Annotated in this window: 19 protein-coding genes; 9 read left to right on the top strand and 10 right to left on the bottom strand. The window is 72.4% G+C overall.

All coding sequences use genetic code 11. The features are described 5' to 3' along the window. Positions 1–9 precede the first annotated feature (9 nt). From ACFWFI_RS09905 to ACFWFI_RS09885, 5 genes are all read right to left on the bottom strand, one after another. The gene (locus ACFWFI_RS09905; protein WP_387387581.1) at positions 10–1,635 is read right to left on the bottom strand and encodes a nitroreductase family protein; all 1,626 of its coding nucleotides are present in this window, start codon (positions 1,633–1,635) and stop codon (positions 10–12) included. 44 nt (positions 1,636–1,679) lie between these two features. Then, complete coding sequence (locus tag ACFWFI_RS09900; protein ID WP_387387579.1) at positions 1,680–3,626, bottom strand: TOMM precursor leader peptide-binding protein; 1,947 nt, start codon at positions 3,624–3,626, stop codon at positions 1,680–1,682. Continuing rightward, a complete protein-coding gene (locus ACFWFI_RS09895; protein WP_387387577.1) occupies positions 3,616–5,850 on the bottom strand; it encodes a TOMM precursor leader peptide-binding protein in 2,235 nt (744 codons plus the stop codon). Before ACFWFI_RS09895 ends, ACFWFI_RS09900 begins: the two co-directional genes overlap by 11 nt. Positions 5,851–6,044: 194 nt before the next feature. Beyond that, positions 6,045–7,952: a BTAD domain-containing putative transcriptional regulator gene (locus tag ACFWFI_RS09890; protein WP_387387575.1), complete on the bottom strand. Its 1,908-nt coding sequence runs from the start codon at positions 7,950–7,952 to the stop codon at positions 6,045–6,047. Positions 7,953–8,020: 68 nt separating this feature from the next. Next, a complete protein-coding gene (locus ACFWFI_RS09885) occupies positions 8,021–8,245 on the bottom strand; it encodes a hypothetical protein (RefSeq protein WP_387387573.1) in 225 nt (74 codons plus the stop codon). 281 nt (positions 8,246–8,526) lie between these two features. On the opposite strand from ACFWFI_RS09885, the gene ACFWFI_RS09880 reads away from it, so the two are divergent. Next, positions 8,527–9,534 (top strand): helix-turn-helix domain-containing protein, encoded by a 1,008-nt coding sequence (locus ACFWFI_RS09880; protein ID WP_387387571.1) that lies wholly within the window; start codon positions 8,527–8,529, stop codon positions 9,532–9,534. A 53-nt stretch (positions 9,535–9,587) separates the two neighbouring features. Here the strand turns inward: ACFWFI_RS09880 and ACFWFI_RS09875 are convergent, their stop codons facing one another. Then, positions 9,588–10,784, bottom strand: coding sequence for an MBL fold metallo-hydrolase (locus ACFWFI_RS09875; RefSeq protein WP_387387569.1), 1,197 nt, complete (start codon positions 10,782–10,784; stop codon positions 9,588–9,590). Positions 10,785–10,907: 123 nt separating this feature from the next. Further along, positions 10,908–11,348 (bottom strand): PPOX class F420-dependent oxidoreductase, encoded by a 441-nt coding sequence (locus ACFWFI_RS09870; protein ID WP_387387568.1) that lies wholly within the window; start codon positions 11,346–11,348, stop codon positions 10,908–10,910. A gap of 154 nt (positions 11,349–11,502) precedes the next feature. On the opposite strand from ACFWFI_RS09870, the gene ACFWFI_RS09865 reads away from it, so the two are divergent. Both ACFWFI_RS09865 and ACFWFI_RS09860 read left to right on the top strand, forming a co-directional pair. Continuing rightward, on the top strand, positions 11,503–12,702 hold the full coding sequence (locus ACFWFI_RS09865) for a Glu/Leu/Phe/Val dehydrogenase dimerization domain-containing protein (protein ID WP_387387566.1): 1,200 nt from the start codon (positions 11,503–11,505) through the stop codon (positions 12,700–12,702). A 55-nt stretch (positions 12,703–12,757) separates the two neighbouring features. Continuing rightward, positions 12,758–13,369: a TetR/AcrR family transcriptional regulator gene (locus ACFWFI_RS09860; protein ID WP_387387564.1), complete on the top strand. Its 612-nt coding sequence runs from the start codon at positions 12,758–12,760 to the stop codon at positions 13,367–13,369. Between the two features lie 90 nt (positions 13,370–13,459). On the opposite strand, the gene ACFWFI_RS09855 is transcribed toward ACFWFI_RS09860, so the two are convergent. Together ACFWFI_RS09855 and ACFWFI_RS09850 are read right to left on the bottom strand one after the other, a co-directional pair. Further along, positions 13,460–14,461 carry a DUF6745 domain-containing protein gene (locus ACFWFI_RS09855; RefSeq protein ID WP_387387562.1) on the bottom strand — a complete coding sequence of 334 codons (1,002 nt, stop codon included), beginning with the start codon at positions 14,459–14,461 and terminating at the stop codon, positions 13,460–13,462. A gap of 102 nt (positions 14,462–14,563) precedes the next feature. Then, positions 14,564–14,890, bottom strand: a complete 327-nt coding sequence (locus ACFWFI_RS09850; RefSeq protein WP_387387560.1) for a hypothetical protein — start codon at positions 14,888–14,890, stop codon at positions 14,564–14,566. Between the two features lie 257 nt (positions 14,891–15,147). Between ACFWFI_RS09850 and ACFWFI_RS09845 the strand changes: the two genes are divergently transcribed. From ACFWFI_RS09845 to ACFWFI_RS09820, 6 genes are all read left to right on the top strand, one after another. Then, entirely contained in the window at positions 15,148–16,107 is a 960-nt protein-coding gene (locus tag ACFWFI_RS09845; RefSeq protein ID WP_387387559.1) for an STM4015 family protein, read from the top strand. Positions 16,108–16,114: 7 nt separating this feature from the next. Further along, positions 16,115–17,080 (top strand): STM4015 family protein, encoded by a 966-nt coding sequence (locus ACFWFI_RS09840; RefSeq protein ID WP_387387557.1) that lies wholly within the window; start codon positions 16,115–16,117, stop codon positions 17,078–17,080. Continuing rightward, a complete protein-coding gene (locus tag ACFWFI_RS09835) occupies positions 17,061–18,269 on the top strand; it encodes an STM4014 family protein (protein WP_387387556.1) in 1,209 nt (402 codons plus the stop codon). The genes ACFWFI_RS09840 and ACFWFI_RS09835 overlap by 20 nt, the downstream gene beginning before the upstream one ends. Before the next feature lie 127 nt (positions 18,270–18,396). Next, complete coding sequence (locus tag ACFWFI_RS09830) at positions 18,397–19,209, top strand: STM4013/SEN3800 family hydrolase (RefSeq protein WP_387387603.1); 813 nt, start codon at positions 18,397–18,399, stop codon at positions 19,207–19,209. After that, complete coding sequence (locus tag ACFWFI_RS09825; protein WP_387387555.1) at positions 19,206–20,573, top strand: STM4012 family radical SAM protein; 1,368 nt, start codon at positions 19,206–19,208, stop codon at positions 20,571–20,573. The genes ACFWFI_RS09830 and ACFWFI_RS09825 overlap by 4 nt, the downstream gene beginning before the upstream one ends. Positions 20,574–20,581: 8 nt before the next feature. Continuing rightward, positions 20,582–21,505: an STM4011 family radical SAM protein gene (locus ACFWFI_RS09820; protein ID WP_387387553.1), complete on the top strand. Its 924-nt coding sequence runs from the start codon at positions 20,582–20,584 to the stop codon at positions 21,503–21,505. Positions 21,506–21,580: 75 nt separating this feature from the next. Here ACFWFI_RS09820 and ACFWFI_RS09815 read toward each other — a convergent pair whose 3' ends face one another. Beyond that, on the bottom strand, positions 21,581–22,408 hold the full coding sequence (locus tag ACFWFI_RS09815; RefSeq protein WP_387387552.1) for an SGNH/GDSL hydrolase family protein: 828 nt from the start codon (positions 22,406–22,408) through the stop codon (positions 21,581–21,583). Positions 22,409–22,514 lie beyond the last annotated feature (106 nt).

Here is a 22,514-nt window from a genome sequence, read left to right as displayed (position 1 = left end):
GTCTCCCCGTCAGGCGATCTCGTGGCGGAAGTCGGCGGGCCGGGGTCGCTCGTTGCCGAGGGGCATGATCAACAGGGGCGCCTCGTCTCCGTCGCCCAGTCCGAGCTTCTCGATGAAGGAGATGTTGTCGAAGCCCAACGCCACGCCGGCGCCGATCCCGAGGGCCGCCGCGGCGACGTAGAACGTCTGGGCCACGGCGCCGGCCGTGCCGACGGCGAGCCGGTAGCCGCGGTCCCCCACCGCGTCCAGGACGGCTGTGGTCCGGACGGTCGGCACGAGGACGGCGCCCGCCTGCTCCAGGTTGTAGTTGGCCAGGAAGTAGTTCTCCTGAAGGAACTCCCCTTGGGCGCCGGCCTCGACGAGCCGCAGTTCGTCCGCGTCCGGGTCGTAGGCGTACGCGCCGGGCCCGATGCCCTCCACATGGCTGACGAAGGCGTAGAGCCGGGCCTGCCGTACGGTGCCGGCCGGGTCGGCGTCGCTCTCCAGTGAGGTCGCGGCGCAGGCCGCGAGGACCGCCGAGAGCTGGGCCCGGGTGAGTGGCCGGGCAGCGTCGAAGCGGCCGAAGCTGCTGCGCCGCTCGCGCAGCGTCCGGCGTACGGGTACGTCGGGGAAGGCCGGGGCGGGCAGCGCGACGCGGGTGCCGCCGGCGGGCACCGGCAGGGCGGCGGCCGGGGCGAGCGCGCCGGAGGCGGGGCGGTCGGCCGCGCGGGCGGTGGTCGCGGTGTGCATCGCGCGCACGGTCGGGAAGTCCAGGACGGTCCGCGACCGTTCGACGTCCCGGTGCCGGACGGCCGGGTCGGGGCCGGGGGCCGCGACCGCGGCGGCAGGGGCCTGCTCATCCGCCCAGCGCAGCGGGACGACGGCGAAAACGCCCTCCTCCTCCCCCGTGGTGCCGAGCAGGCCGTTCAGGCGGGGCTCGTCGAACCACAGCACGGGCGCGGTCCGCAGCCCCCGGGCGCCGGCCCAGATCCGCCAGGTCTGCACGAGCGTGCCGAGGTCGGTGGAGACCACGTGGTAGGAGAAGCTGTTGTACTTGAATGAGTTCTGCCAGTACTTGACGCCGAGGATCAGGTACTGGTCGGTCTCCAGCGCCTCGGCGGGCGCGTCCGGGCCGAGCGCCTCGCGGATCCGGGCCGAGACGTCACCGGTCAGCAGTCGCTGCACGGCGTGCCGGTGGATGTCGTAGTAGTGGATGCCGGGGGTGAGCGGGCCGGACGGGCCGGCAGCCCAGTAGATGCTGACCGGGTAGAGGCCGCCGCCACCCGCCGTGCCCCGCGACCAGTTGGCGTGGGTGTAGAAGGGCAGGCCGGTCAGATCGCTGTTGGCCTGGATCCCGAGGCGGCGGCCGGTCAGCCCGTAGGAGTCCTTGAGCATGGCGGAGAGCAGCGGCAGCGTGAAGCCCGCCGGGTCGGGCGCGGTGGCGGGGTCCGGGCCGGGTGCGCCGGCCGGAAGCAGGCCGCGGGCCGCCGGGGCGTCGGGAAGGCCGTCGCCGTCGGGCAGGGCGTAGGACTCCACGCCGGGGTAGAACTTGCACTTGCGCGGCCCGTCGGGCCAGTCGGGCACGAAGTCGGCGGGTTCCATCGGGACGCGGCCCCGGTGCAGGACGGCGTCGGCGTACTCGTGGGCGTACCCCATGAGGTCGGCCCCCTTTCGGATGGGCGTGCGGTACGGACGGGCCGTCACGGGAACGGGTGCGGGGCGGGGTTGAGGCCGGCGGCGCCGAGGACGGTGCGCATCCGGGGCATGCGGCGGGCGCGCTGCCGTGACCAGCCGAAGTCGATGGGGACGAGACCGGGCACCAGGACCTTCACCGTGTGCAGCCCGACGGCGCGCTGCTCGGGCAGGGTCTGGTCGACCACGACGACGTCGTACCCGGCGGCGGTGACGGCGCCCACCGCGCGCAGCAGGTCCTCGCGCAGGTCCGGGGCGGCGGGGGCTCCGTCGGCGTCCGGCCACACCAGGTCGGCGACGGCGAGCGGAGGCTCCAGGGCCTCCTGGCGCAGCAGGAAGTCGGCGTGCCGCCCCATTTCCGGTACGCCGTAGGCGAGCGGGTGGTCGTGCAGGGTGGTGACCCGGTCGAAGTCGGCGGCCATGGCGCGCAGCCGGGGCTCGTCGCGCCGGGTGCGGCCGACCAGGTTGACCGAGTCGGTGGCGATCTCGCACAGCGCGGAGTCAAGAGCCGATTCCGGGTCGAGCCCGGCGCCCGCCCCGAAGCACATCCGGCCCACTCCCCCGTCGAAGCGCTCGGCGACGGCGGTGACGACGGGGACGGGGAAGCTGATCCGGGTGTCGAAGAAGCGGGCCCGGTAGCCGTACATGGCGAGCCGGTCGACCATGTGCCGGGTGGCGGGGCGGGCGCTGGTCGCGTGGTCGATCTCCCGCAGCGGCACCTGCCCGTACCAGGCGAGCAGGAAGGCGTCCCGCTCGACGACCTCCATCAGGCCGAAGTAGACCGCCTCCTCCGTACTGCCCCCGGAGGCGCAGCCGTTGGAGCTCTCCTGGACGAAGCGGTTCTCCAGGCCGGGTGCGTGGTAGTAGGCCAGGATCTCGGGAACGGGGCGGGGCTTGGCATCGCGCAGGGACCAGCCCCACACCCAGGGGATCTCCCGGTCCGGGGTAAAGGGGCGCACCCGGGGGTTGGCGCGGTGGAACTCCTCGGAGTACAGGCCTGTTTCGCGGGGGTCGACGGCGTCGGGACCGAGGTCGTCCAGCGAGGCGGTGAGCCGGGTGGCCTTCGCGCGGGCGCGCATTCCGGCGTAGCGCTCCAGTCCTTCAAGGACGCCGATGCGCTGGCTGTGCGCGTAGGTGCCGGCGTGACCGCCCCAGAAGGTCTCGCGCAGGTACTCCCCGGACCGGGTGGAGAAGCAGCCGACGGTGGCGGAGGTGGTGGTGGAGGCGACGTCGCAGATGACGGAAGGGCCGAGCGCGCCCCAGTGCGGGTTGGCGAAGGCGTCCACCGGCAGCCGGTAGTCCTCGATCCGGCGCACCCGGAAGGCGCCCGGCCGGTACTTGGGTGCGGTCTCGGGGGCGTACGCGGCGCCCTCGGCGGTGTCCGGGCCGGGTGCTCCGCAGTCGGGGCACTCCGGGTCCGGAACCAGGGGGTGGCTGCGTACGGTCATGGCGTCCAGGTCCAGCAGGTGCACCCTCGGGTACGGTCCGGGGTCCGGCTGCGCACGGCCGAGGCCCGCCAGGAGCGCGGCCACTGCGGTCGCGGCGAACGGGGTGGCGTACGGCCAGTCGCCCACCGCCCGGGTTTCGGAGCGGAGTTCGAGCCCTTCGCGCAAGGGCACCGAGCGCACGCCCTGCCACCGGCGCGCCAGGCAGGTCCCGCAGCCGGCGGCCCGGCCGCCGGTGGGCCAGGGGCCGACCAGCACCTGACGTCCGTACAGGTGGACGGGAACGGCGCCCCGTTCCGCCGGCGCGGCGGCGGTGTACGCGTCACGGTCGCCGAGCGGGGCCACCGCCACAGCGGGCGCGGTGGCGGGGGCGAGCTCGTCGAGGGCGTCGCTCAGGGCCCCGGCGAACCGGCGCGCGGACCCGGCCCGCGCGGTCGTCCCGGTGCGCTCGGTGGTCCCGGTGCGCGGGCGCCCGGTGGCCCCGGGGCGCTCGGTGGACTCAGCCCGCATCGGTGACCGCCCGGGTGAGCAGGACGCGCACGGTGTGGATGCCGGCGGTGGGCAGGTCGGCCGCGTGCGTGGACACGACCAGAGCGTCCCGGCCGGCGGTGCGGAGGCGGTCCAGGAGTCGGGCCCAGTCCGTGGCCGGACCGGGCGGCGCGGGCTCGGTGCGGGTGACCGCGACCAGGGCCGCGTCCAGGTCGCGGAGCAGTGGGTCGCCGGTGTCGGGGGCGGTGCCGGCTCCACCGTCGGCGTCGGCCGCGTACTGCGCCTCGCCGAGCAGGTCCCGTACGGCTTCCACGACGGCGCCCGCACGGTCGAGGGCGGCGCCGACGGCCCAGCGGGCGGGTCCGGTGGCCCGGGCCAGGACGGCATGGGCGCCGGAGTGGGCGGGTTCGCCGAGGTCGAGCAGCTCCACGGTGAGGCCCAGGTGGGAGGCGGAGCGGAGCAGGAACGTCACCTCGGGGTCGTCGCCGAGCTCCTCGTGCGGGATCACGGCCACTTCCCCGGACTGCCGGACGGCCCGGGTCAGGGCGTCGTGGGCGAGCGCGGAGAGCAACCCGCAGGCGGCGGCCTCCGGCAGGTCGGCCCCGGCGCCGGTACCGGCCCGGGTGGGCTCGAAGCGCCGGTCGGCGTTGTCCCTGCCGAAGGGGCGTACGGCCCCGGCGGGCACCCGTATCTGCTCCTTGGTGACGAGTGAGGTGGCCGGGGTCCAGGCGGTGTGGGTACCGGCGCCGGTACCGGAGGCGATGGTGAGGGCCTCCGGATCCACGGCGGGCACGGTGTCGTCCGGGGCGGGGGCGGCGGGCACCACGTGCTCGGCGTAGACGGACGCCGCGGCGTTCAGCGCGCGCAGCCGGGCCCCGGCGGTGTGGTGGACGTCGAAGGCGGTGACGGTGCGGAGGCCACGCGGGCCCAGACCGAGGACGACGGAGCCGACCTTCAGCGGGGTCTGTGTCAGGGGCTCGTCCGCGTAGTGGGTGAAGACCCCGGCGTGCGGGCGGACCAGCGCGGAGCGGCGCTCCAGTTCGGCCAGAGGGCCCTGGGCTGCTTCGTCGTCCGGGGCGGTGGCCACGGTCGGCAGAAACGCCGGGCGTGCCGGGGCCGATGACAGGTCGACCGGTTCCGGAGCGGTCGCGGCGGTGGCGCAGAACGGACAGCGGGGGTGCGGCAGCAGCGGCTCCGAGGCCACGTCGAAGGACGCCATGTCCTGGATGAGCAGCTTGCCCCGGGTCTCGGCCGGGAGCGCCTCGGTGACCAGGCGGAAAACCTCGTAGCCGAGCAGATTGCCGAGCATGGCGGCGAGCGGTCCGGCGGGCTGTGCGCCCGAGGTGCCGGTGCCCAGGGCGAGCCCGCTCCACAGGTCGGCGGCGGCCGCGTCGGCCGGGCCGCCGGAAGCGCCGAAGCGCAGGGCGGCGCAGGACCAGCAGCCCGTCGATCCGGCCGTCATCACCGGCCCGACCACGGCCCGGGGCCCGAACGTCCAGGCGGGCAGCAGCGTCCGGCCCTCGGGGACGCCCTCACGCAGCAGGGCGAGCACGGCCGCCGGTACGCCGGGTCCGGCGGCGGCCACCACGACGTCGTACCCCTCGTACGCCGCCCAGCCCGCCGGCTCGGTCCGGGCGCCCGGCAGCGCAGCCAGCGTCACCGGGCAGTCCTGGTCGGCGAGTTCGGCCGCCTCGCGGTGGACGGTCGCGAACTCCTCGGGCGTGACGCCGCCGGAGCCGTCCAGGAGCGCGGGATCGACCGCCACGGTGGCGCAGCCGTTGCGGATCAGCGACAGCGCGCACCAGCGGGCCACCGGGCCGTCGCCGAGGACGGCGACGCGGGTGGCGCGGTAGCGGGCGAACCGGGCACCGGCGTCGTCGGCGTAGTGGTCGATGTAGGCGATCTGCTCGGCGAAGCGGGCGGTCACGGCCGGGGAGACGGCGGCGGCCGCCTCTTCCGCCGGCGGCACCGAACGGGCGAAGCCACGCGCGTAGAGTGCCGCGACGAGTTCGCCCACCATCGCTTTCTGACGCTCCCCGAAGCCCTGGCAGATCTCCTCGACGGATCTGCTGCCGTCCAGGTGCGGCACGAGGAGGGTCGCGAACCGGTAACCGGACTTGGCGGTGAGCTGGAACCCGCCGTCCGCGTTGTGGAAGATCACCCCGTTGGGTGTCTCGGTGAACAGGACGTCGCGACGGACTCGCGGCCGGGTCCCGGCGGTCTCTGCGTACGGCGTTGTTGCCATGCCTGCGTCACACCTCTTGTTCGGGGGCGGAGTGGGGTGGCCCGGGGTCTGGGCCTGTTCGGTTGTCGTGCCGGGCGCGGGTCTAGGGCTGACGGGGTGTTACGGGTATTACGGATGAAGCTCGTGGTGCGTCGAGTGGCACAGAGGGCGTACGCCAGGGACTCCGGCACCACGCCGGGTGCGTGCGGTCCGCATCAGCGCAGGGCGGCTGTGCTGCCCACCGGGGGGATCTCCTCGCGTCGGGGCGGGCGCAGCAGGGCCGGTGCGTGCCGGGTGGCGGGTGCCGCCGCGCGCCGGGCGTGCGCCCGGAGCAGGTCGTGCATCCAGAAGGCCCCGGACAGCCCCTCCTCCAGGAGGCCCGCGTCGAGGAGCCGCTCCATCACCTCCTCCGCCGTCTCCTCCGGAACGCCGAGGGCATCGGCGGCCCCGCCGGTGGTCAGCGGATCAGGGGCCCTCGCCCCGAGCCGCAGATGCGCCTCGGCCAGCCCCGGGGGCAGCCGTTCCAGGGCCTCGTCCAGGGTCAGCGGCACCGACATGCGGGGGTCGTCGGCCAGGGTGAGGCGGGCGGGCAGGTCGCGGCGCAGCCAGTCGGCGCAGTCGGCCAGCGGCAGCCGGGGCCGGGTGAGCAGCCGGGCGGCGGCGATCCGCAGGGCCAGCGGGTGGTGCCCGCACACGGAGGCGAGCAGGTGGGCGGCCGAGGGTTCGGCTTCGACCCGTTCGCGGCCGAGCACGGCGGTGAGCAGGGCGTAGGACTCCCCCGGTTCCAGGGCGCCCAGGCGGTGGACGGTGCCGCCGTGCGTGGCGACGAGTGCGGCGAGCCCCATCCGGCTGGTCACGATCGCGGCGCCGTCCGCATTGGCGGTCAGCAACGCCCGTACCTGGTCGGGGTGAACGACATCGTCCAGGATCAGCAGGGTCCGGCCGCGCCCTGTGGCGGGCGCGGGCAAGGACCGGCGCAGCTGCTCGGTGGCTTCGCGCACGGGCAGCGGGGTGCCGTCCGGGCGGGTCAGCGGGAGCAGGACGCAGCCGCCCGGGTAGTGGGCGGCCACCGCATGGGCGATGTGCAGGGCGAGCGCGGTCTTGCCGATGCCGGGCGCCCCGGAGAGCACCGCGACGGGGGCGCGCCCCGAAGATTCCGGCTTGCCCGTCAACAGCTGCCCCAGGGCGGCTACTTCGCGTGCGCGTCCGGTGAAGCAGGGCACGGCGGGGAGCGGTGCCGTCTCGGCTGTCCCGTCGTCGGACCACCCGGCGCCGTGGACCGGCTCCCCGGTGCCGGGGTCCGCCTCTTCCCCGAACGCCGGGTCCGGCGCCCCCGTGTGCGGGGGCGGAGCGAGCGAGACGGATGCCCGGCCCACGTCAAGGCCGCCGAGGTCGTCGCCACGCAGGATGGCCAGTTCGAGCCGCTGGAGTCCGGCACGCGGGTCGACGCCGAGTTCGTCCCGCAGATACCCCTTGATCCGGCGGTATTCCGCGAGCGCCTCGGTCTGCCGGCCGGTGCGGTACAGCGCCAGCATGAGCTGCTCCACGAACCGTTCACGGCCCGGGTATACGCGCGTAACCTCCCAAAGATCAACGAGTGTTTCACGGCAGCGACCGTGCTCCAGTTCGATGTCGCAGACCCGCTCCAGCACTCGCAGCCGCTCCTCCGCGAGCCGGGGCACCTCGTCCCGGTGCAGCAGGTCGGAGGGGACATTGGCGAGCAACGGGCCCTGCCACAGGGCGAGTGCCTGACGCAGGGTGTAGAGCTCGGATTCTCCGCCGGAGGTGCCGGCCCGGCCCACGAGCTGCCGGAAGTGCAGCAGGTCGAGGGTCTCCACGTCGGCGCTCATGCGGTAGCCGCCCGCCATCGCCACGACAGCCTGGTCCTCGATGCCGTACTTGGCGAAGATCCGGCGCAGCCTCAGAACGCAGCTCTGCAGCGCGGCCTTGGCGGTGGCCGGCTGCTCCTCACCCCAGACGACGCCGCGCAGATGCTCGGTGGAGACCACGGAGCCGGGGCGGATGAGCAGCGCGGCCAGCAGCGCGGTCGGCTTGGAGGGCGGGAGTACCACCACATCCCGCCCGTCGGTGATGCTCAATGGCCCGAGCAGTTGGAATCGCACCCCGTCCGCCTTCCCTCCGTACCTCGCCTCGGCCGCGTCGGGCCGCACGGATGCCGTGCCCTCCCGGCCTACTGCCAGCCGAAGTCGTGAGGGCCCCGATCGGAAACGGGGGGGCGCACGTGGCCGGGGGTCACTCCGGAGCTGGGGGCCCCGGCGGACGCGGCGGCGTTGGGAGCGGTGGTGGTCGCGGCCGCGGTCGCGGCCAGGGCAGGAACGACGAGGGTGACGACGGCGAACCCGGTGAGGACGAGGGTTCTGAGTCCCGGACAGGGAGTGCGGTGGAGGCGAGTCATGTGAGGAGCCCTTCCGACTGTCTGCGGGAAGCGGTCTACAGCATGGCGAGTTTTGTATGAAGTGATGCAACGGTGAAGGTCGGACCGGTGGACCGATGAGGCCATGGCCCCTTCCGTCCAGCCACCGAGCCCTGCCCGCACTGGCGCAAAAGGCCCTCTGCCCGACGGCGCGCGCTCGTGTCATGATCTTTGCCGAAGCATCACCGGAGAGTCGAAGAGAATCCATCGCGGCCTGCGGAAATTACCACCCGGAGGCGCATGCCTCCTGGCGAGGAGGGACGATGCTCGGCCCCTTGGGTCTGGACGCCACGGCGGAGGCCGTGTACCGCGCACTGCTCGACCGGCCGCACGACACCTCGACGGAGCACTGCTCCCGGTTGGGCATGACGTCGGATCAGTTCAATTGTGTCCTAAAGGAGTTGGTGGATCTCTCGCTGGTCCGTCCGTCCGCCGGGGGCGACCCGCGCCGGGTCCATGTGGTCAACCCGCGACTCGGCCTGGAGACGCTGCTGGCCCGGCAGCGGGCCGACCTCGCGGCGCGCGAGCAGCGGGTGCGGGCGGGCGAGGCGGCGGTGGCCGGCCTGCTCAGCGGGCTGCCCGCCTCGGACCCGGTCACGGGCGAGTCACCGGTGGTGCACCTGAACGGTGTGGATCATGTGCGGGACTATCTGGACCGGTTGCACGAGGAGGTGGCGGAGGAGATCCAGACCTTCGCCACGGGCGGTGCGCAGACCGAGGAGAACATGCGCGCCTCCCGCCCGCTCAACCAGCGGCTGCTGGGGCGCGGGGTGCGGATGCGTACGGTCTATCTGGACAGCGTCCACAACCACGCCCCCACGGTGGCGCACGTCAGCTGGCTGGCCTCGCTGGGTGCCGAGATCCGCACCGCGCCGTCGCTCAGTACGCGCATGATCATCACCGACCATCGGCTGGCCCTGGTGGCCCTGGACGACCAGGACTCCTCGCTGGGGGCACTGGTGGTGACCGGGCGAGGGCTCATCGCGGCCCTGGAGGCGCTGTTCGAGAGTGTCTGGGACCGGGCGGAGCCGCTGGGCCGGGAGGAGAAGCACGAGGCCGACGCGCTGACCCGCCAACAGCAAGAGACACTGCGGCTACTGGCGCGGGGCTACACGGACGAGGCAATAGCCAAACGGCTCGGCGTCTCCCCCCGCACCGCCCGCCGCATCGCTACGGGCCTGCTCGGACATCTGGACGCCCGCAGCCGCTTCCAGGCCGGCGTCCACGCGGCGCAGCAGGGCTATCTGCGCACGGGCGGCCCGAAGCCGTAGGACGTGTCGTCACAGTGCCGTTGTTCGACCGGGCCGGGCCGGGCTGCGCCTGGTCACCGCTCGCCCGCGAGGTCGACTTCTTCCCGGTGCACCGGTGCCGCCTCCGCCACCTCCGAACGACGCCACGGATGCGGGATGGGCGACGACACCGCACGCCACCATGCGTCCGAGGGGAGCTTTTCCGCCGGTTCGAACGGCTCGCCCGGACGGGGGAACGCCACCCCCTGCCCCACCTCGTCGGCAGCGTCCTGCATCCACTCCCCGGGCTCCGACCACGGGTGCGGAGCGAGGTTGAAGGTGCCCCAGTGGATCGGCAGCAGCGCGCCGTGCGGCTTGCCGCCCTGGAGGTCCAGGTGCGCCCGCAGGCCCTCGGCCGGTGTCATGTGGATGTCCGGCCAGTACTCCGAGTAGGCACCGACCTGGATCATCGTCGCGTCGAAGGGGCCGTGGGCGGCCCCGATGTCCTTGAAGCCGGAGAAATAGCCGGTGTCCCCGCTGTGGTAGACCCGGTGCTCCGGGCCCGCGACGACCCACGACGCCCAGAGCGTGTGCTGCTGGTTGCGCAGCCCTCGGCCGCAGAAGTGCCGAGCGGGGGTGGCGGTCAGGCTGATGCCCGCGATCTCCGCGGTCTCGTTCCAGTCGAGCTCGTGGATGCGGTCCAGGGACACGCCCCATCGCTCCAGGTGGGCGCCGACACCGAGCGGCACCGCGAAAACCGTGTCCGTCCCCGCCAGGGCCTTGATCGTCGGCAGGTCGAGGTGGTCGTAGTGGTCGTGGGAGATCACGACGGCGTCGACGGTCCCGAGCGAGGCGAGCGGCAGCGGGACGGGGTGCAGCCGCTTGGGCCCGGCGAAGGCGAACGGCGAGCAGCGCTCGCCCCAGACGGGGTCGAACAGCACCCGGCGGCCGTCGATCTCGATGAGCACGCTGGAGTGGCCCAGCCAGGTCACCCGCAGGCCCGTCGCCGGCGGCGCGGCCAGGTCGGCCAGGGTCGTGGCGTGGATGGGCACGGTGCCGAGCGGGGATCTGCGGGCCCGCTCCTCCCTCTGGAAGTACACCTTGGCGAATTCGAGCATGGAGCCCGACGGCCTGGTCCGGGCCCCCTCCGGGTTCTGGAACACTCCGTCGGCGAAATTGGGCGAGCGGCGGATCCGCTCCATCCGCGCCCCTGCCGGGTCCGCCCCGAAGGCGTCGGGGCGCAGCGAGCGGAGTCTTGCACGGAGCGAGGGCTGATTGTCGGCGCCGGTCACAACATCTCCTGAGGGAGTGGGTGTCGTCTCATTATGGTCGGGAGGCAGGACGGAGCGAGAGCACGAAGGTGAACGGAGCAATATCCGTGCGCTACCCGGAGCCGTGTCACAGGGGGTGTCGCGTCAGGCACGCGGCTGGCCGTAGACGTGTTCGATCCTCAGGGTGAGGACGACTCTGCGGTCCTCGACCATCGCCCGGCGGTAGTCGTCCCAGTCGGGATGCTCTCCCTGGACGTCCCGGTAGAGGGTGACCAGCTGCTCCACGACCGCGTCGTGGGGGTCGGCGGCGGGCGGCGTCAGCTCGGCGGTGACATCGGCGACGGTCCAGGCCCACCGGTCGTCGCTGGTCACGTGGTAGCTCGCCCGCGGGTCCCGGCGGAGATTCCGGGTCTTCGCGCGGCCTTCCGTGATGGACACCCGGATAACCCCTTCGTCGGGGTAGTAGGCATGGTTCACGTTGGACAGCTGAGGCCTGCCGTCACGCTTGAGGGTGACCAGCACTCCGCCGTCGTACTCCCCGAGGAGCCGGAGCAGCGCATCGCGCGCGGGTTCGATGTCCGTCATGCCGAATCCAACGTCCGTACCCGCCGAAGGATTCCGCATTTGGGGTACGGCGATGTCACATCTGGTGCCCTGTACACGTTGACACCGGCTGCCGCACCTCCCGATACTGACTCGCTGTTCAGTAAATTGACTCAGGCCATCCAGGAGCCGCCCTGTGCCGTCCCCCTCCCCCGCCCCGCTGATCTCCCTGACCTGGACGGACCACGTCACCGGCATCGAGGGCTTCCTCGTCGTCGACCGGCTGGTGCGCGGTGTGTCGAGCGGAGGACTGCGGATGCGGGAGGGCTGCACGCTCACCGAGGTGGCGGGCCTGGCGCGGGGCATGACCATGAAGGAGGCCCTGCACTTCGACGCCGACGGCCCACGGGCGCGCTACATCCCACTGGGCGGCGCCAAGGGCGGCATCGACTGCGACCCGCGGGACCCGGCCGCCTACGGTGTGCTCGTCCGCTATCTGAGGGCCATGCGCCCGTACGTAGAGAACGTCTGGACGACCGGCGAGGATCTCGGGCTCAGTCAGGACCTCGTCGACCGGGCCGCGGCGGAGGCCGGGCTCGTCTCCACCGTCCAGGCGGTCTATCCGCTGCTGGACGACGAGGCGGAGGCACGACGACGGCTGGCCGACGCCTTCACCGTCACGGTGGACGGGATCGGGCTGGACGCGCTGGTCGGCGGCTGCGGGGTCGCGGAATCCGCGCTCGTCGCACTGGAGCGGGCGGGTGTGGCGCATCGCGGTGCCCGGGTGTCGCTCCAGGGATTCGGCACCATGGGCGGGGCGACGGCTCGCTTCCTCTCGAAGGCCGGGCTGAACGTCGTCGCGGTCGCCGACATCAAGGGCACGATCGCCAATCCCGCGGGGCTGGACGTCGAGGCGCTGCTGGCCGCGCGGGACGCGCACGGGGCGGTTGACCGCGGGGTGCTGCGGGCGGAGGACGAGGAACTGCCGGCCGACGCCTGGCTGGCCGCCGACGCCGAGCTGCTGGTTCCGGCCGCCGTGTCGTACGCGGTGGATGCCGTGAACCAGGCTTCGGTCAGGGCCCGTTGGGTGGTCGAGGCGGCGAACATGCCGGTGCTTCCGGAGGCGGAAGCGCTGCTTGCCGAGCGCGGGATCACGGTGCTGCCCGATGTGGTCGTCAACTCCGCCACGAACGCCTGGTGGTGGTGGACGCTGTTCGGGGACATCGGCCCCGACGCGGAGGAGGCGTTCGGGTACACCCGCCGCTCCATGCGTGCCCTCATCGACCGTGTCCTCGACCGGGCGGAGGCGGGCGGCTGCACTCCACGGGCAGCCGCGCACGCGCTCGTCGAGGACCGCCTGCCGGTGATGTCGGAGCGGTTCGGCTGGTACGGGTAGGGCCATCGGGCACACGGGCGGAAGTCCGGGCCAGGGCGTTGGCTAAGGTAACCGAGTGGCGAGAGTACGGCTGAGCGTGGCGGAGCGTCGTGAGGAGCTCCTGCGCGCTGCCGTCGAGCAGATCGAGGTCCGGGGCGTGTCAGCGGTCCGGATCGCCGATGTCGCCTCCGTTCTCGGGGTGAGCAACGCCCTCGTGCTCTACCACTTCTCGTCCAAGGAGAAATTGGTTGCCGCCGCATTCGCCTACGCGGCGGAGGCCGATCTCGCCCATCTGCGCAGGCTGCTGACCCGCCGCACGAGCGCGGTCCGGCGGCTCCGGGCCGCCGTTCGCTGGTACGCGCCGACCGGTCAGGCCAAGGGGTGGCGGCTGTGGATCGAGGGATGGGCGTCCTCCCTGCGTGATCCGGTACTGCGCGAGGTGGCCGGAGATCTCGACCAGCAGTGGAAGGCCGAGCTGGCCGAGGTCATCGAGGAGGGAGCCGCGGCGGGTGAGTTCCGCTGCGAGGATCCGATGTCCGTGGCCTGGCGGCTGACAGCCCTCCTGGACGGGCTGGCCGTCCAGATGACGTCGTACGCGGGTCCGCTCTCCAGGGCCACCATGCTGCAATGGACCGAAGAGGCGCTCGCCCGCGAACTCGGCATCGACCACGAGGTTCTGACCGCCTGAGGGCCTGGCTGCGGACCACCCGCGTGCCCGGCCGCGAACCACGTGAGAGCCGGTCACGGACCGGCCGGCCGACGGCGGCCACGCGTCCGGTCAGGTCTGGCGCACCGGCGCGTAGACCTCTCCCTCGAGCCCGAAGGTCCAGGCGACGCCCTCCTTCGCGGTCCGGGTCCTCGGCGGCACCCGCAGCCAGTAGGTGCGGTGCGTTCCGTCGGGCTCGGGGGTGGAGTTGACGACTTCGACCATCACGACGTCCTCGTCGCCCTCCATCGCGATGCGCCAGAGGATCCCGGTCTCGTCCCGGTGCACAGGCTCAGCGCCCGACTCCGCGAGGTAGCGGTCGTAGCCGTAGTACTCGAGCATCACGCGGCGCAGCTCGGCGTTCTCCTCGGCGCGTATCCGGTCCGGAGTCAGGCTCGCCAGGCCGTCCAGGAATTCGGCCGGCACGGGCATTCCCCGCCAGGCGTACAGGGCGAACCCGTCCGGGTAGGCGAGCGCCGGTCCGTCGCCCCGGTCGAGCCGTCCCGCCTCGTCGCGGTGGAGCGCCTCGGGCCGATCGCTGATCACCACGGCGTGCTCGTAGGGCCACCACCAACCGGCGTTCCTGGCGACCTCCGCCAGTCCCGTCAGCCGGTCACCGCGTCCGTCGAAAGCCGCGAGCCATGCCGCGTCGTGCTGGCCGAGGACCGCGTCGAGCAGCACGAGGCGGATGTCGGACTCGTCCTCGGGCCGCGTGGCGAGCTCGGCGACGACTCCGGTCCGTATCCGCTCGGCCAGTGCGGCCGTGGTCTCCCACAGCTGGGCCCCGGTGGCGGACCACAGTGCGGACCATCCGGCAGGGCCCAGCTCGTCGTACATACGGCGCCGTTCCTCCGCCCAGGGGCGGGTGCGGACCTCTTCGCGCACGGAGCGTCCCGCGCCGGACAGCTTCTCAACCACCTCGACGGCCGCCCTGGGCGAGTCCGCCCAGATGATGCGCTCCGGCTCGGCGAGCCCCGCGCCACGGTAGGCGAGCCGCACCCCGTCCTCGGCCGCGCCCCGGTCGGCCCTGCCTGTCGCCGCCGCCACGGCCCGCCACGCGTTCACGTACTGCATCGGTGTTCCCCGTCCCCTGTTCCTGTTTTTCTGACCGCACATCACCGGACCGCCGCTCAACGCTCGCTCCGGAAGGATTCCGCTCCGCGCACCGCGAGAGGATCAGTCCGCGACGATCCGGACCGCGCCCGGGGCGTACTCACGCTGACGCACGACGCGGAACCAGCCCTTCGGAAGCGCTATCGCGGCGTGCTCCTCGTGGACCACCCGTCCGCCCTCGGGGAGATGGAGGAGCATCGGGCCGAACGGCCCCGCCTCCCTCATCAGCCGGCCCGGTCCCTGCACCGCGTGCGCGTGGCCGGTGACCTCACCCAGCGCCAGGACCAGCCTCCCCCGCCCGTCGCGCGGTTCGCCCGGAGCTTCGAGGAAATGCGCGGGCACCTCCGACTCCCTCAGCGCCACCACAAGTACGTCGCCCTGCCGGTACACAGACGTCTCCCCTCCGTGCCGGCACCCCCTGTGCCGGCCACAGGGAAAACGCTACGAGGGGGGTCTGACATCGACGGCCTTGGAGGCGGATCCCGGCGGTCGGTCACGGACGGGAGCACGTGATCTTGTGCGGGGCCTGCCGTCCCTCACCCTCGCGAGGAACGGGCCGGCGGCCCCGGGGCCGGTCGCGTCATTGTCAGTGGCGCTTGATAAACCTTGCGGACATCAGTCGCCCCCAGTATCAGGAGCTCAGTGCCATGTCCGACGCGGACCGTCTGCACGAGTTGCTCGGCCTTCCGGCCGTCGAATTCCAGCGCGAGACCGAGGGGTCCGCGCGCCCCCGGGCCGATGCCGTGGCCTGGCGCATCTGCGTCGATCCGTACGACTCGGACGACGGGGAGGTGACGTGGGAGGAGGAGTTCGAGGCTTTCCTCGAAGCCGTTGATCCGTCAGGTGTCGAGGCTCTGATCATCGGTCAGTGGGCCGAGTCGTACGAGGAGACTTCGGCCTATCCCATCGGGCTCGTCGTCGCGGCGGCCGACCGGCTGACCTCGCTCCGGGCGATATTCGTCGGGGACCTGGTGGTGGAGGAGGCCGAGATCTCCTGGATCGAGCAGTCGGACGTCACCGCTCTGCTCACCGCCTTCCCGGACCTGACCCATCTCGGTGTGCGCGGCGGCACCGACCTGATATTCCCGCCCGTCAAGCACGACTCCCTGCGTGGGCTCGTCATCGAGAGCGGAGGGCTGCCCGCGGAGGCGCTGCGGGGCGTGCTGGACAGTGAACTTCCCTCGCTGGAGCACCTGGACCTCTGGCTCGGTGTCTCCTCGTACGGGGGTGACGTGGTCGTCCCGGACCTGGCGCCGCTGCTCGCCGGTACCCGCTTCCCCCGACTGCGCCACCTGGGCCTGCGCAACAGCGAGCTGCAGAACGAGATCGCCGCGGTGATCGGTTCGGCGCCGGTCGTCGCGCAGCTCCGCTCGCTCGATCTGTCGAACGGCACGCTGGGCGACGAGGGCGCGGCCGCGCTGCTCGAGGGCCAGCCCCTCACCCACCTCACCTCGCTGGACCTGCACCACCACTTCCTCACCGAGCCGATGGAGCGCCGCGTCTCGGAGGCCTTGGAGCCGCACGGTGTGTCGGTCGATCTGTCCGGGCGCTGTGAGCCGTGGGACAACCGCGGCCCCGAGGGCCGCTACACCGCGGTCGCGGAGTGAGGACGCGATGACCGACATCACCGACCACGAAACCTTTCACGGCCTGCCGGTCCACACCCTGTCCCCGCCCGGCCCCGCGGAGTCCGCCGCACCGCCTGCGGCCGGCTCCGTGGCGTGGCGGCTGGACTGCTATCCGTACGAGCTGCCGTTCGAAGAGGTCTGGCGGCGCTTCCTCGACGAGGTCGACACCACCCGGGTCCGGGCGCTGCTCATCGGCCCCTGGTGGGAGGAGGACTACATCTCCCTCGACCCGGTCGTCGGGGCGATCGTCGCCGACGCTCACCGGTTCCCGGCGCTGCGCGCGCTGTTCCTCGCCGATGTGGAGAGCGAGCAGTGCGAGCTGTCCTGGCTGGAGCTGTGCGACATCACTCCCGTACTGGAAGCGCTCCCGCTCCTGGAGGAGCTGAGCGTGCGCGGCTGCGGTGACGGAGTGCCGGGGGAGGAGAATCTCCGGCTGCGGCCGGTGCGTCATCAGGCACTGAAAACACTGCGCTTCGAGTCGGGCGGTCTGCCGGGGCATGTCGTCCGCGCGGTCGGCGCGTCCGAACTGCCCGCCCTCGAACACCTGGAGTTCTGGTTCGGCTCCCAGTGGTACGGCGGTGACACCACGGTCGCGGACCTGGCACCCGTGCTCTCCGGGGCCTCGTTCCCCCGTCTTCGGCATCTCGGACTGCAGAACAGTGAGATCCAGGACGAGATCGCCGCCGCCGTCGCCTCGGCGCCTGTGGTCGCCCGGCTGGAGTCCTTGTCCCTCGCGATGGGGACCCTCAGCGACTCCGGGGCGCAGGCCCTGCTCGACGGCCAGCCGCTCACCCACCTGTCCACGCTGGATCTGCACCACCACTTCCTCTCGGATCCTTTCGTCTCCCGCATCGAGGAGCTGTGCGGCCGGGCGGGCATCCGGGTCGATCTCGACGAGGCGGACCGCTGGGACCCCGAGGACGAGGCCCGTTATGTCGCTGTCAGCGAATAGCGGGCCGCCGCGCCTGGCGGTCGTCGGTATCCCGGCCAACCGCAGGGTCGGGCTCTTCCAGGACGCCGTGCGCGCCGCCGGCCTGCCTGCCGCGCGTACGGTGTCCTGGCTCGATGTACTGCGGGGAGGGGCGGTCTTCCTTCCCGGGGAGACCGTGCGCATCGATTCGCCCGGTGAGGACCCCGAGGTGGACCGGCTGCTGCGCGGGGGCGACGATCCGACCAGGGTCGAGGGCTCGGCGCGGTGGTACGCACGCTTCACCTCGGCCGTCCAGGAGGTGGCGCGGGCGGCCACGGCGGCGGGGGCGGTACTGCTGGACGACCCCCAGGACATCGCAGTGCTGTTCGACAAGCGGCTCTGCCACGGCGCACTGGACGCCGCCGGGGTGCCCGTGCCGGACTCCCCCACCTCCGGGCCCGACGCGGGCCCTGTGCGGGGGTGGGCGGATGTGCGTCGTCTGATGGCCGAGCACCGCATGCCGAGAGTGTTCGTGAAGCCCGCGCACGGCTCCTCCGCCTCCGGGGTGATGGCCCTGGAAACAGCGGGCCCGGGCCGGATACGAGCGGCCACCTCCGTGGAGCGGGACGAGGAGGGCCGGCTGTTCAACTCGCTACGGGTCCGCCGCTGTACGACGGAGCGCGAGGTGGCGGCGCTCGTCGACGCCCTGGCGCCGGACGGACTGCACATCGAGCGCTGGCTGCCCAAGGCGTCCCAGCGGGGGCGGGTCGCCGATCTCCGGGTCGTGGTGGTCGCGGGGCGGGCGACCCATGCCGTCGTACGGACCAGCCGGTCCCCCATGACCAATCTGCACCTGGGCGGTACGCGCGGTGATCTGGACGAGGTGCGGGCCGCCGTCGAGGCGGCGGGCGGCAGTTGGAGTGCCGCTCTGGCCGTGTGCGAGCGGGCAGCGGCCTGCTTCCCGGACACGCTGTGCGTGGGTGTCGATCTGCTGCCCGCGACGGGTTGGCGGCGCTTCGCCGTCGGTGAGGTGAATGCCTTCGGGGACCTCCTGCCGCGGCTGACCGGTCTGCCCGGCAGCGGCGCGGAGGGTCTGGACACCTACGGCGCGCAGATCGCCGCCGTGCTGGCGGCTTCTTCATACGACGCCCGGCCGGGCAACGACCGCCGCAGGACCGGGCGGACGAGTGACGACCGAACAAGGAACAACCGTGTCATCGACGCCCCCTGATCCCACGTCCCACGACGTGCGGCCCCCTGATCCCACGTCCCGCGACGTGCGGCCCCCTGATCCCACGTCCCGCGACGTGCGGCCCCCTGATCCCACGTCCCGCGACGTGCGGCCCCCCGACCTCGACATGAACGCGATCGTGGGCAGCCACGATCTCCTGCTCGTCACCCTGGACACCCTGCGGTTCGACGTGGCCGAGGAACTGGCCGCGGCGGGGCGCATCCCGCATCTCGCCCGGCATCTGCCCGGCGGCGTCTGGGAGAAGAGGCATGCGCCGGGCAGCTTCACGTACGCCTCCCACCAGGCGATCTTCGCCGGTTTCCTGCCGACACCTGCCGCACCCGGCCCTCATCCGAGGCTGTTCGCCGCCCGCTTCGCGGGCAGCGAGTCCACCGCGGACGGCACCTTCGTCCACGACTCCCCCGATATCCTCTCCGGCCTCGCCGCCGTGGGCTATCGCACGGTGTGCGTCGGCGGTGTGGGTTTCTTCAACCGCCGCCCCCCGCTCGGCTCGGTGCTGCCCGGCATGTTCCAGGAGAGCCACTGGGAGCCGGAGTTCGGTGTCGCTTCCCCGACGTCCTTCGAGGCGCAGGTCTCGCGCGCCGAGCGGGTCGTCTCGGAACTCCCGTCGGACCAGCGGCTTTTCCTCTTCGTCAATGTGTCGGCGCTGCACCAGCCCAACTGGTTCCACCTGCCCGGCGCCTCCGCCGACGCGGGTGATTCCCGGGCCACCCACGCCGCGGCCCTGGAGTACGTGGACCGCCACATCGGGCGTCTCTTCGCGGCCGCGAGCAGCCGTCGCAGGTGTTTCGCCATCGTCTGCTCCGATCACGGCACGGCGTACGGCGACGACGGCTACACCGGCCACCGGATCGGCCACGAGGCCGTATGGACCGTGCCCTATGCCCATTTCTTCCTCGAACCGGGGGCGACCCGATGACAGACACCACGCACGGCACCAGCCCGTATCTCAGCTACGTCTACGCCTATCCGCACAAGACCGCCTACCGCCCTCTCGACGGCCACCCCGCCGGTCGTCCGTTGCTGAGCGAGCTCTGGGCGGCGGAGCGCAAGGACGCGCTCTCCCTCTACCTCCACATACCGTTCTGCGAGGTCCGCTGCGGCTTCTGCAATCTGTTCACCCGGATCGGCGCCCCCGAGGAGCTGACGACGCGTTACCTCGACGCGCTCGACCGGCAGGCCACAGCGGTCCGGGACGCGCTGGGCGATGACGGGCCGGTTCGTTTCGCCGCGGCCGCGTTCGGCGGCGGCACGCCCACCTTCCTCACCGCCGGCGAGCTGGAGCGCCTCTGCGACATCGCGGAGAAGCGGACGGGCGCAGACCTGGGTGCGGTGCCCCTGTCGGTCGAGACCTCGCCGTCGACGGCGACGGCGGACCGGCTGGCCGTGCTGGCCGACCGGGGCACCACCCGGATCAGCATCGGTGTGCAGAGCTTCGTCGACGCCGAGGCCAGGGCCGCTGTCCGCCCTCAGCACCGCTCAGAGGTGGAGGCGGCGCTCGGCCGGATCCGCGACGCCCGCATCCCGGTCCTCAACATCGACCTGATCTACGGCATCGAGGGGCAGACCGAGGCGAGCTGGCGCACCTCTCTGGACGCCGCCCTGGCCTGGAGCCCGGAGGAGCTGTACCTCTATCCCCTTTACGTGCGCCCACTGACCGGTCTCGGGCGGCTGGGCACCGGGGCGGAGGAGCCGGAGGGCCCGGATGCCACCTGGGACGAACAGCGGCTACGGCTGTACAGGGCGGGCCGCGACCATCTGCTGGCCCATGGCTACGAGCAGGTGTCGATGCGGATGTTCCGCCGCGCGGACGCCCCGCACGGCGGCCCCGACGACTACGCCTGCCAGACCGACGGCATGATCGGGCTCGGCTGCGGGGCACGCTCGTACACCTCCTCCCTGCACTACTCCTTCGACTACGCGGTGGAGATGCGGGAGATCCGGGGCATCATCGACGGCTTCACCACCACCACGGACTTCTCCCGGGCGGAGGTCGGCCGGTACGTCGACGACGGGGAGGCGCGCCGGCGCCACCTCCTGCAGTCGCTCCTCCAGGCCGAGGGCATGCGCCCCGCCGAGTACCGCGAACGCTTCGGTACGGATCCCCGCGAGGACTTCCCCGCCGAGCTGGAGCTCTTCGCCGGACGTGGTTGGCTGGACGGTTCGGCGGGCCCCGGTCTGCTGCGCCTCTCCCCCGAGGGCCTGGCCCACTCCGACGCCCTGGGCCCGGAGCTGTTCTCCCCGGCGGTGCGGGTCGCGATGGCCGCGTACGAGGCGAAGTGAGCCGGACCATGAGCACGGACCTGACGATCCTCTACCGGGGCCCGCTGGCCTCCTGCGACTACGACTGCCCCTACTGTCCGTTCGCGAAGCGCCGGGACACCGGGGAGCAGCTGCGGTCCGACCGCGCTGCCCTGGAGCGGTTCACCGCGTGGGCCGCCGCACAGACCGGCGACCGGCTGTCGGTGCTGTTCACCCCGTGGGGCGAGGGCCTGGTGCGGTCCTGGTACCGGAGGACGCTCGTCGAGATGTCGCGGCTGCCGCACGTCGGCCGCGTCGCCATCCAGACCAACCTCAGCGGCCGCACGGGATGGCTGGCCGAGGCGGACCGCGACAAGGTCGCCCTGTGGTGCACGTACCACCCCGGCCAGACGCCGTACGAGCGGTTCCTCGGCCGTTGCCGGGAGCTGACGGCCCTCGGAGTGCGCTACAGCGTCGGGATCGTCGGTCTCGACGAGCATCTGGCGGAGGCCCGCCGGCTGCGCTCCTCGCTGCCGCCCGAGGTCTATCTCTGGGTCAACGCCGCCGAGGGGCACACGTACACGGACGAGCAGGCGGACCGCTGGACGGCCCTGGACCCGCTGTTCCCCTACAGCAGGCATCCGCACCGCTCGGCCGGGCTGCCGTGCCGGACCGGCGAGACGGTGATCTCGGTGGACGGTGACGGAACCGTACGCCGCTGCCACTTCGTCCGTGCCGAGCTGGGGAATCTCTACGACGGCAGCTACCGGAGCTCGCTCAGCCCACGCGGCTGCCCGCTCGATGTGTGCGACTGCCACATCGGCTATGTACACCTGGAGACGCTGCCGTTGTACGACGTCTTCGCGGGAGGCGTGCTGGAGCGGATACCCGCCCGCCCGATGCGGATACCGGAATCGGACGGGCTCGTGCCACCGGGCCCGGCCCGGAGTCCGCTCCCTTTCGTCAGCCGCTGACAAGGACCATCGACTGACGGGTCATCACCGGACCGCGATGCGGCAGAGACTGACGGCACGTCAGCCCCCGCCGGCTCAGAGCGGCAGCAGGTCGGGGCGCTTGGCCTCGACGTGGTCCCCTGAGGACTCCCCGCGCAGCCTGCGGCCGATCCACGGGACGAGGTATTCACGCGCCCAGTGGATGTCGTCGCGCCGCACCTCTAGCGTCCCGCGCTGCGCCTGCGGGGGCCACACCTGGTCGGGGTCGGCCGGCAGGTCGAGGCCGAGGACCTGGGCGGCGCGCAGCGCGACCCGGGTGTGCCCCTCCGCCGAGAGGTGCAGCCGGTCGCTGTCCCAGGCCCGCCGGTCCTGCACGGACTTGAGGGACCACAGGTCCAGCACCGGGCAGTCGTAGCGGTCGGCGATGGACCGGACGTGCGCGGTGTACATGGCGATCTTGCCCCGCAGGTGCTTGAGCACGGGGATGCCACGGGTGTCGAAGCCGGTGGTGACCATGACGGTGCCGACCGCCTGCTTCAGGTCGGCCACCGCACGCTCGAAGCGTTCTGCCACGTCGTCCGGGTCGGAACCGGGACGGAGGATGTCGTTGCCGCCCGCGCAGAAGCTCACCAGATCAGGTGCCAGCTGCTTGGCGCGGGGGACCTGTTCCTCGACTATCTGGTCGAGGAGTCGTCCGCGTACGGCGAGATTGGCGTACCGGAAATTCCCGTGCGGGCCGTCCGCGGGGCCGACCACCGCATCGGGGACCGGGAGCTGGTCCGCGAGGAGGACCGCGAACCGGTCCGCCCAGCCGACGAGCGACCCGCCGGGGCCGGGGTCTCCGACGCCCTCGGTGAAGCTGTCGCCAATCGCTGCGTACGACCCGATGATGCCTCGTTGTTTGTTTCTCGAATCGTCTGCCACAAGGGCTTATCTTGCACCTTCGATTGTGACCTACGCGACCGTAATAAGGGGTTGACGGGTGGTGATAAAGACCACCCGGTCAGTTTTTGGTAAAGCCGGAATAAGG

This window comes from Streptomyces sp. NPDC060209 (genome assembly GCF_042728155.1).
Taxonomy (GTDB): domain Bacteria; phylum Actinomycetota; class Actinomycetes; order Streptomycetales; family Streptomycetaceae; genus Streptomyces.
The sequence above is the reverse complement of the archived record's forward strand: the minus strand, read 5'-3'. Positions and strand labels throughout refer to the sequence as shown.

What these genes read in the sequence shown, in the direction of transcription:
- ACFWFI_RS09820 (WP_387387553.1), top strand. Translation starts at nt 20,582, where the DNA reads ATGAGCACGGACCTGACGATCCTCTACCGGGGCCCGCTGGCCTCCTGC.
- ACFWFI_RS09900 (WP_387387579.1), bottom strand. Translation starts at nt 3,626, where the DNA reads ATGCGGGCTGAGTCCACCGAGCGCCCCGGGGCCACCGGGCGCCCGCGC.
- ACFWFI_RS09905 (WP_387387581.1), bottom strand. Translation starts at nt 1,635, where the DNA reads ATGGGGTACGCCCACGAGTACGCCGACGCCGTCCTGCACCGGGGCCGC.
- ACFWFI_RS09855 (WP_387387562.1), bottom strand. Translation starts at nt 14,461, where the DNA reads ATGCAGTACGTGAACGCGTGGCGGGCCGTGGCGGCGGCGACAGGCAGG.
- ACFWFI_RS09845 (WP_387387559.1), top strand. Translation starts at nt 15,148, where the DNA reads ATGTCCGACGCGGACCGTCTGCACGAGTTGCTCGGCCTTCCGGCCGTC.
- ACFWFI_RS09840 (WP_387387557.1), top strand. Translation starts at nt 16,115, where the DNA reads ATGACCGACATCACCGACCACGAAACCTTTCACGGCCTGCCGGTCCAC.
- ACFWFI_RS09870 (WP_387387568.1), bottom strand. Translation starts at nt 11,348, where the DNA reads ATGACGGACATCGAACCCGCGCGCGATGCGCTGCTCCGGCTCCTCGGG.
- ACFWFI_RS09830 (WP_387387603.1), top strand. Translation starts at nt 18,397, where the DNA reads ATGAACGCGATCGTGGGCAGCCACGATCTCCTGCTCGTCACCCTGGAC.
- ACFWFI_RS09885 (WP_387387573.1), bottom strand. Translation starts at nt 8,245, where the DNA reads ATGACTCGCCTCCACCGCACTCCCTGTCCGGGACTCAGAACCCTCGTC.
- ACFWFI_RS09835 (WP_387387556.1), top strand. Translation starts at nt 17,061, where the DNA reads ATGTCGCTGTCAGCGAATAGCGGGCCGCCGCGCCTGGCGGTCGTCGGT.
- ACFWFI_RS09825 (WP_387387555.1), top strand. Translation starts at nt 19,206, where the DNA reads ATGACAGACACCACGCACGGCACCAGCCCGTATCTCAGCTACGTCTAC.
- ACFWFI_RS09895 (WP_387387577.1), bottom strand. Translation starts at nt 5,850, where the DNA reads ATGGCAACAACGCCGTACGCAGAGACCGCCGGGACCCGGCCGCGAGTC.
- ACFWFI_RS09880 (WP_387387571.1), top strand. Translation starts at nt 8,527, where the DNA reads ATGCTCGGCCCCTTGGGTCTGGACGCCACGGCGGAGGCCGTGTACCGC.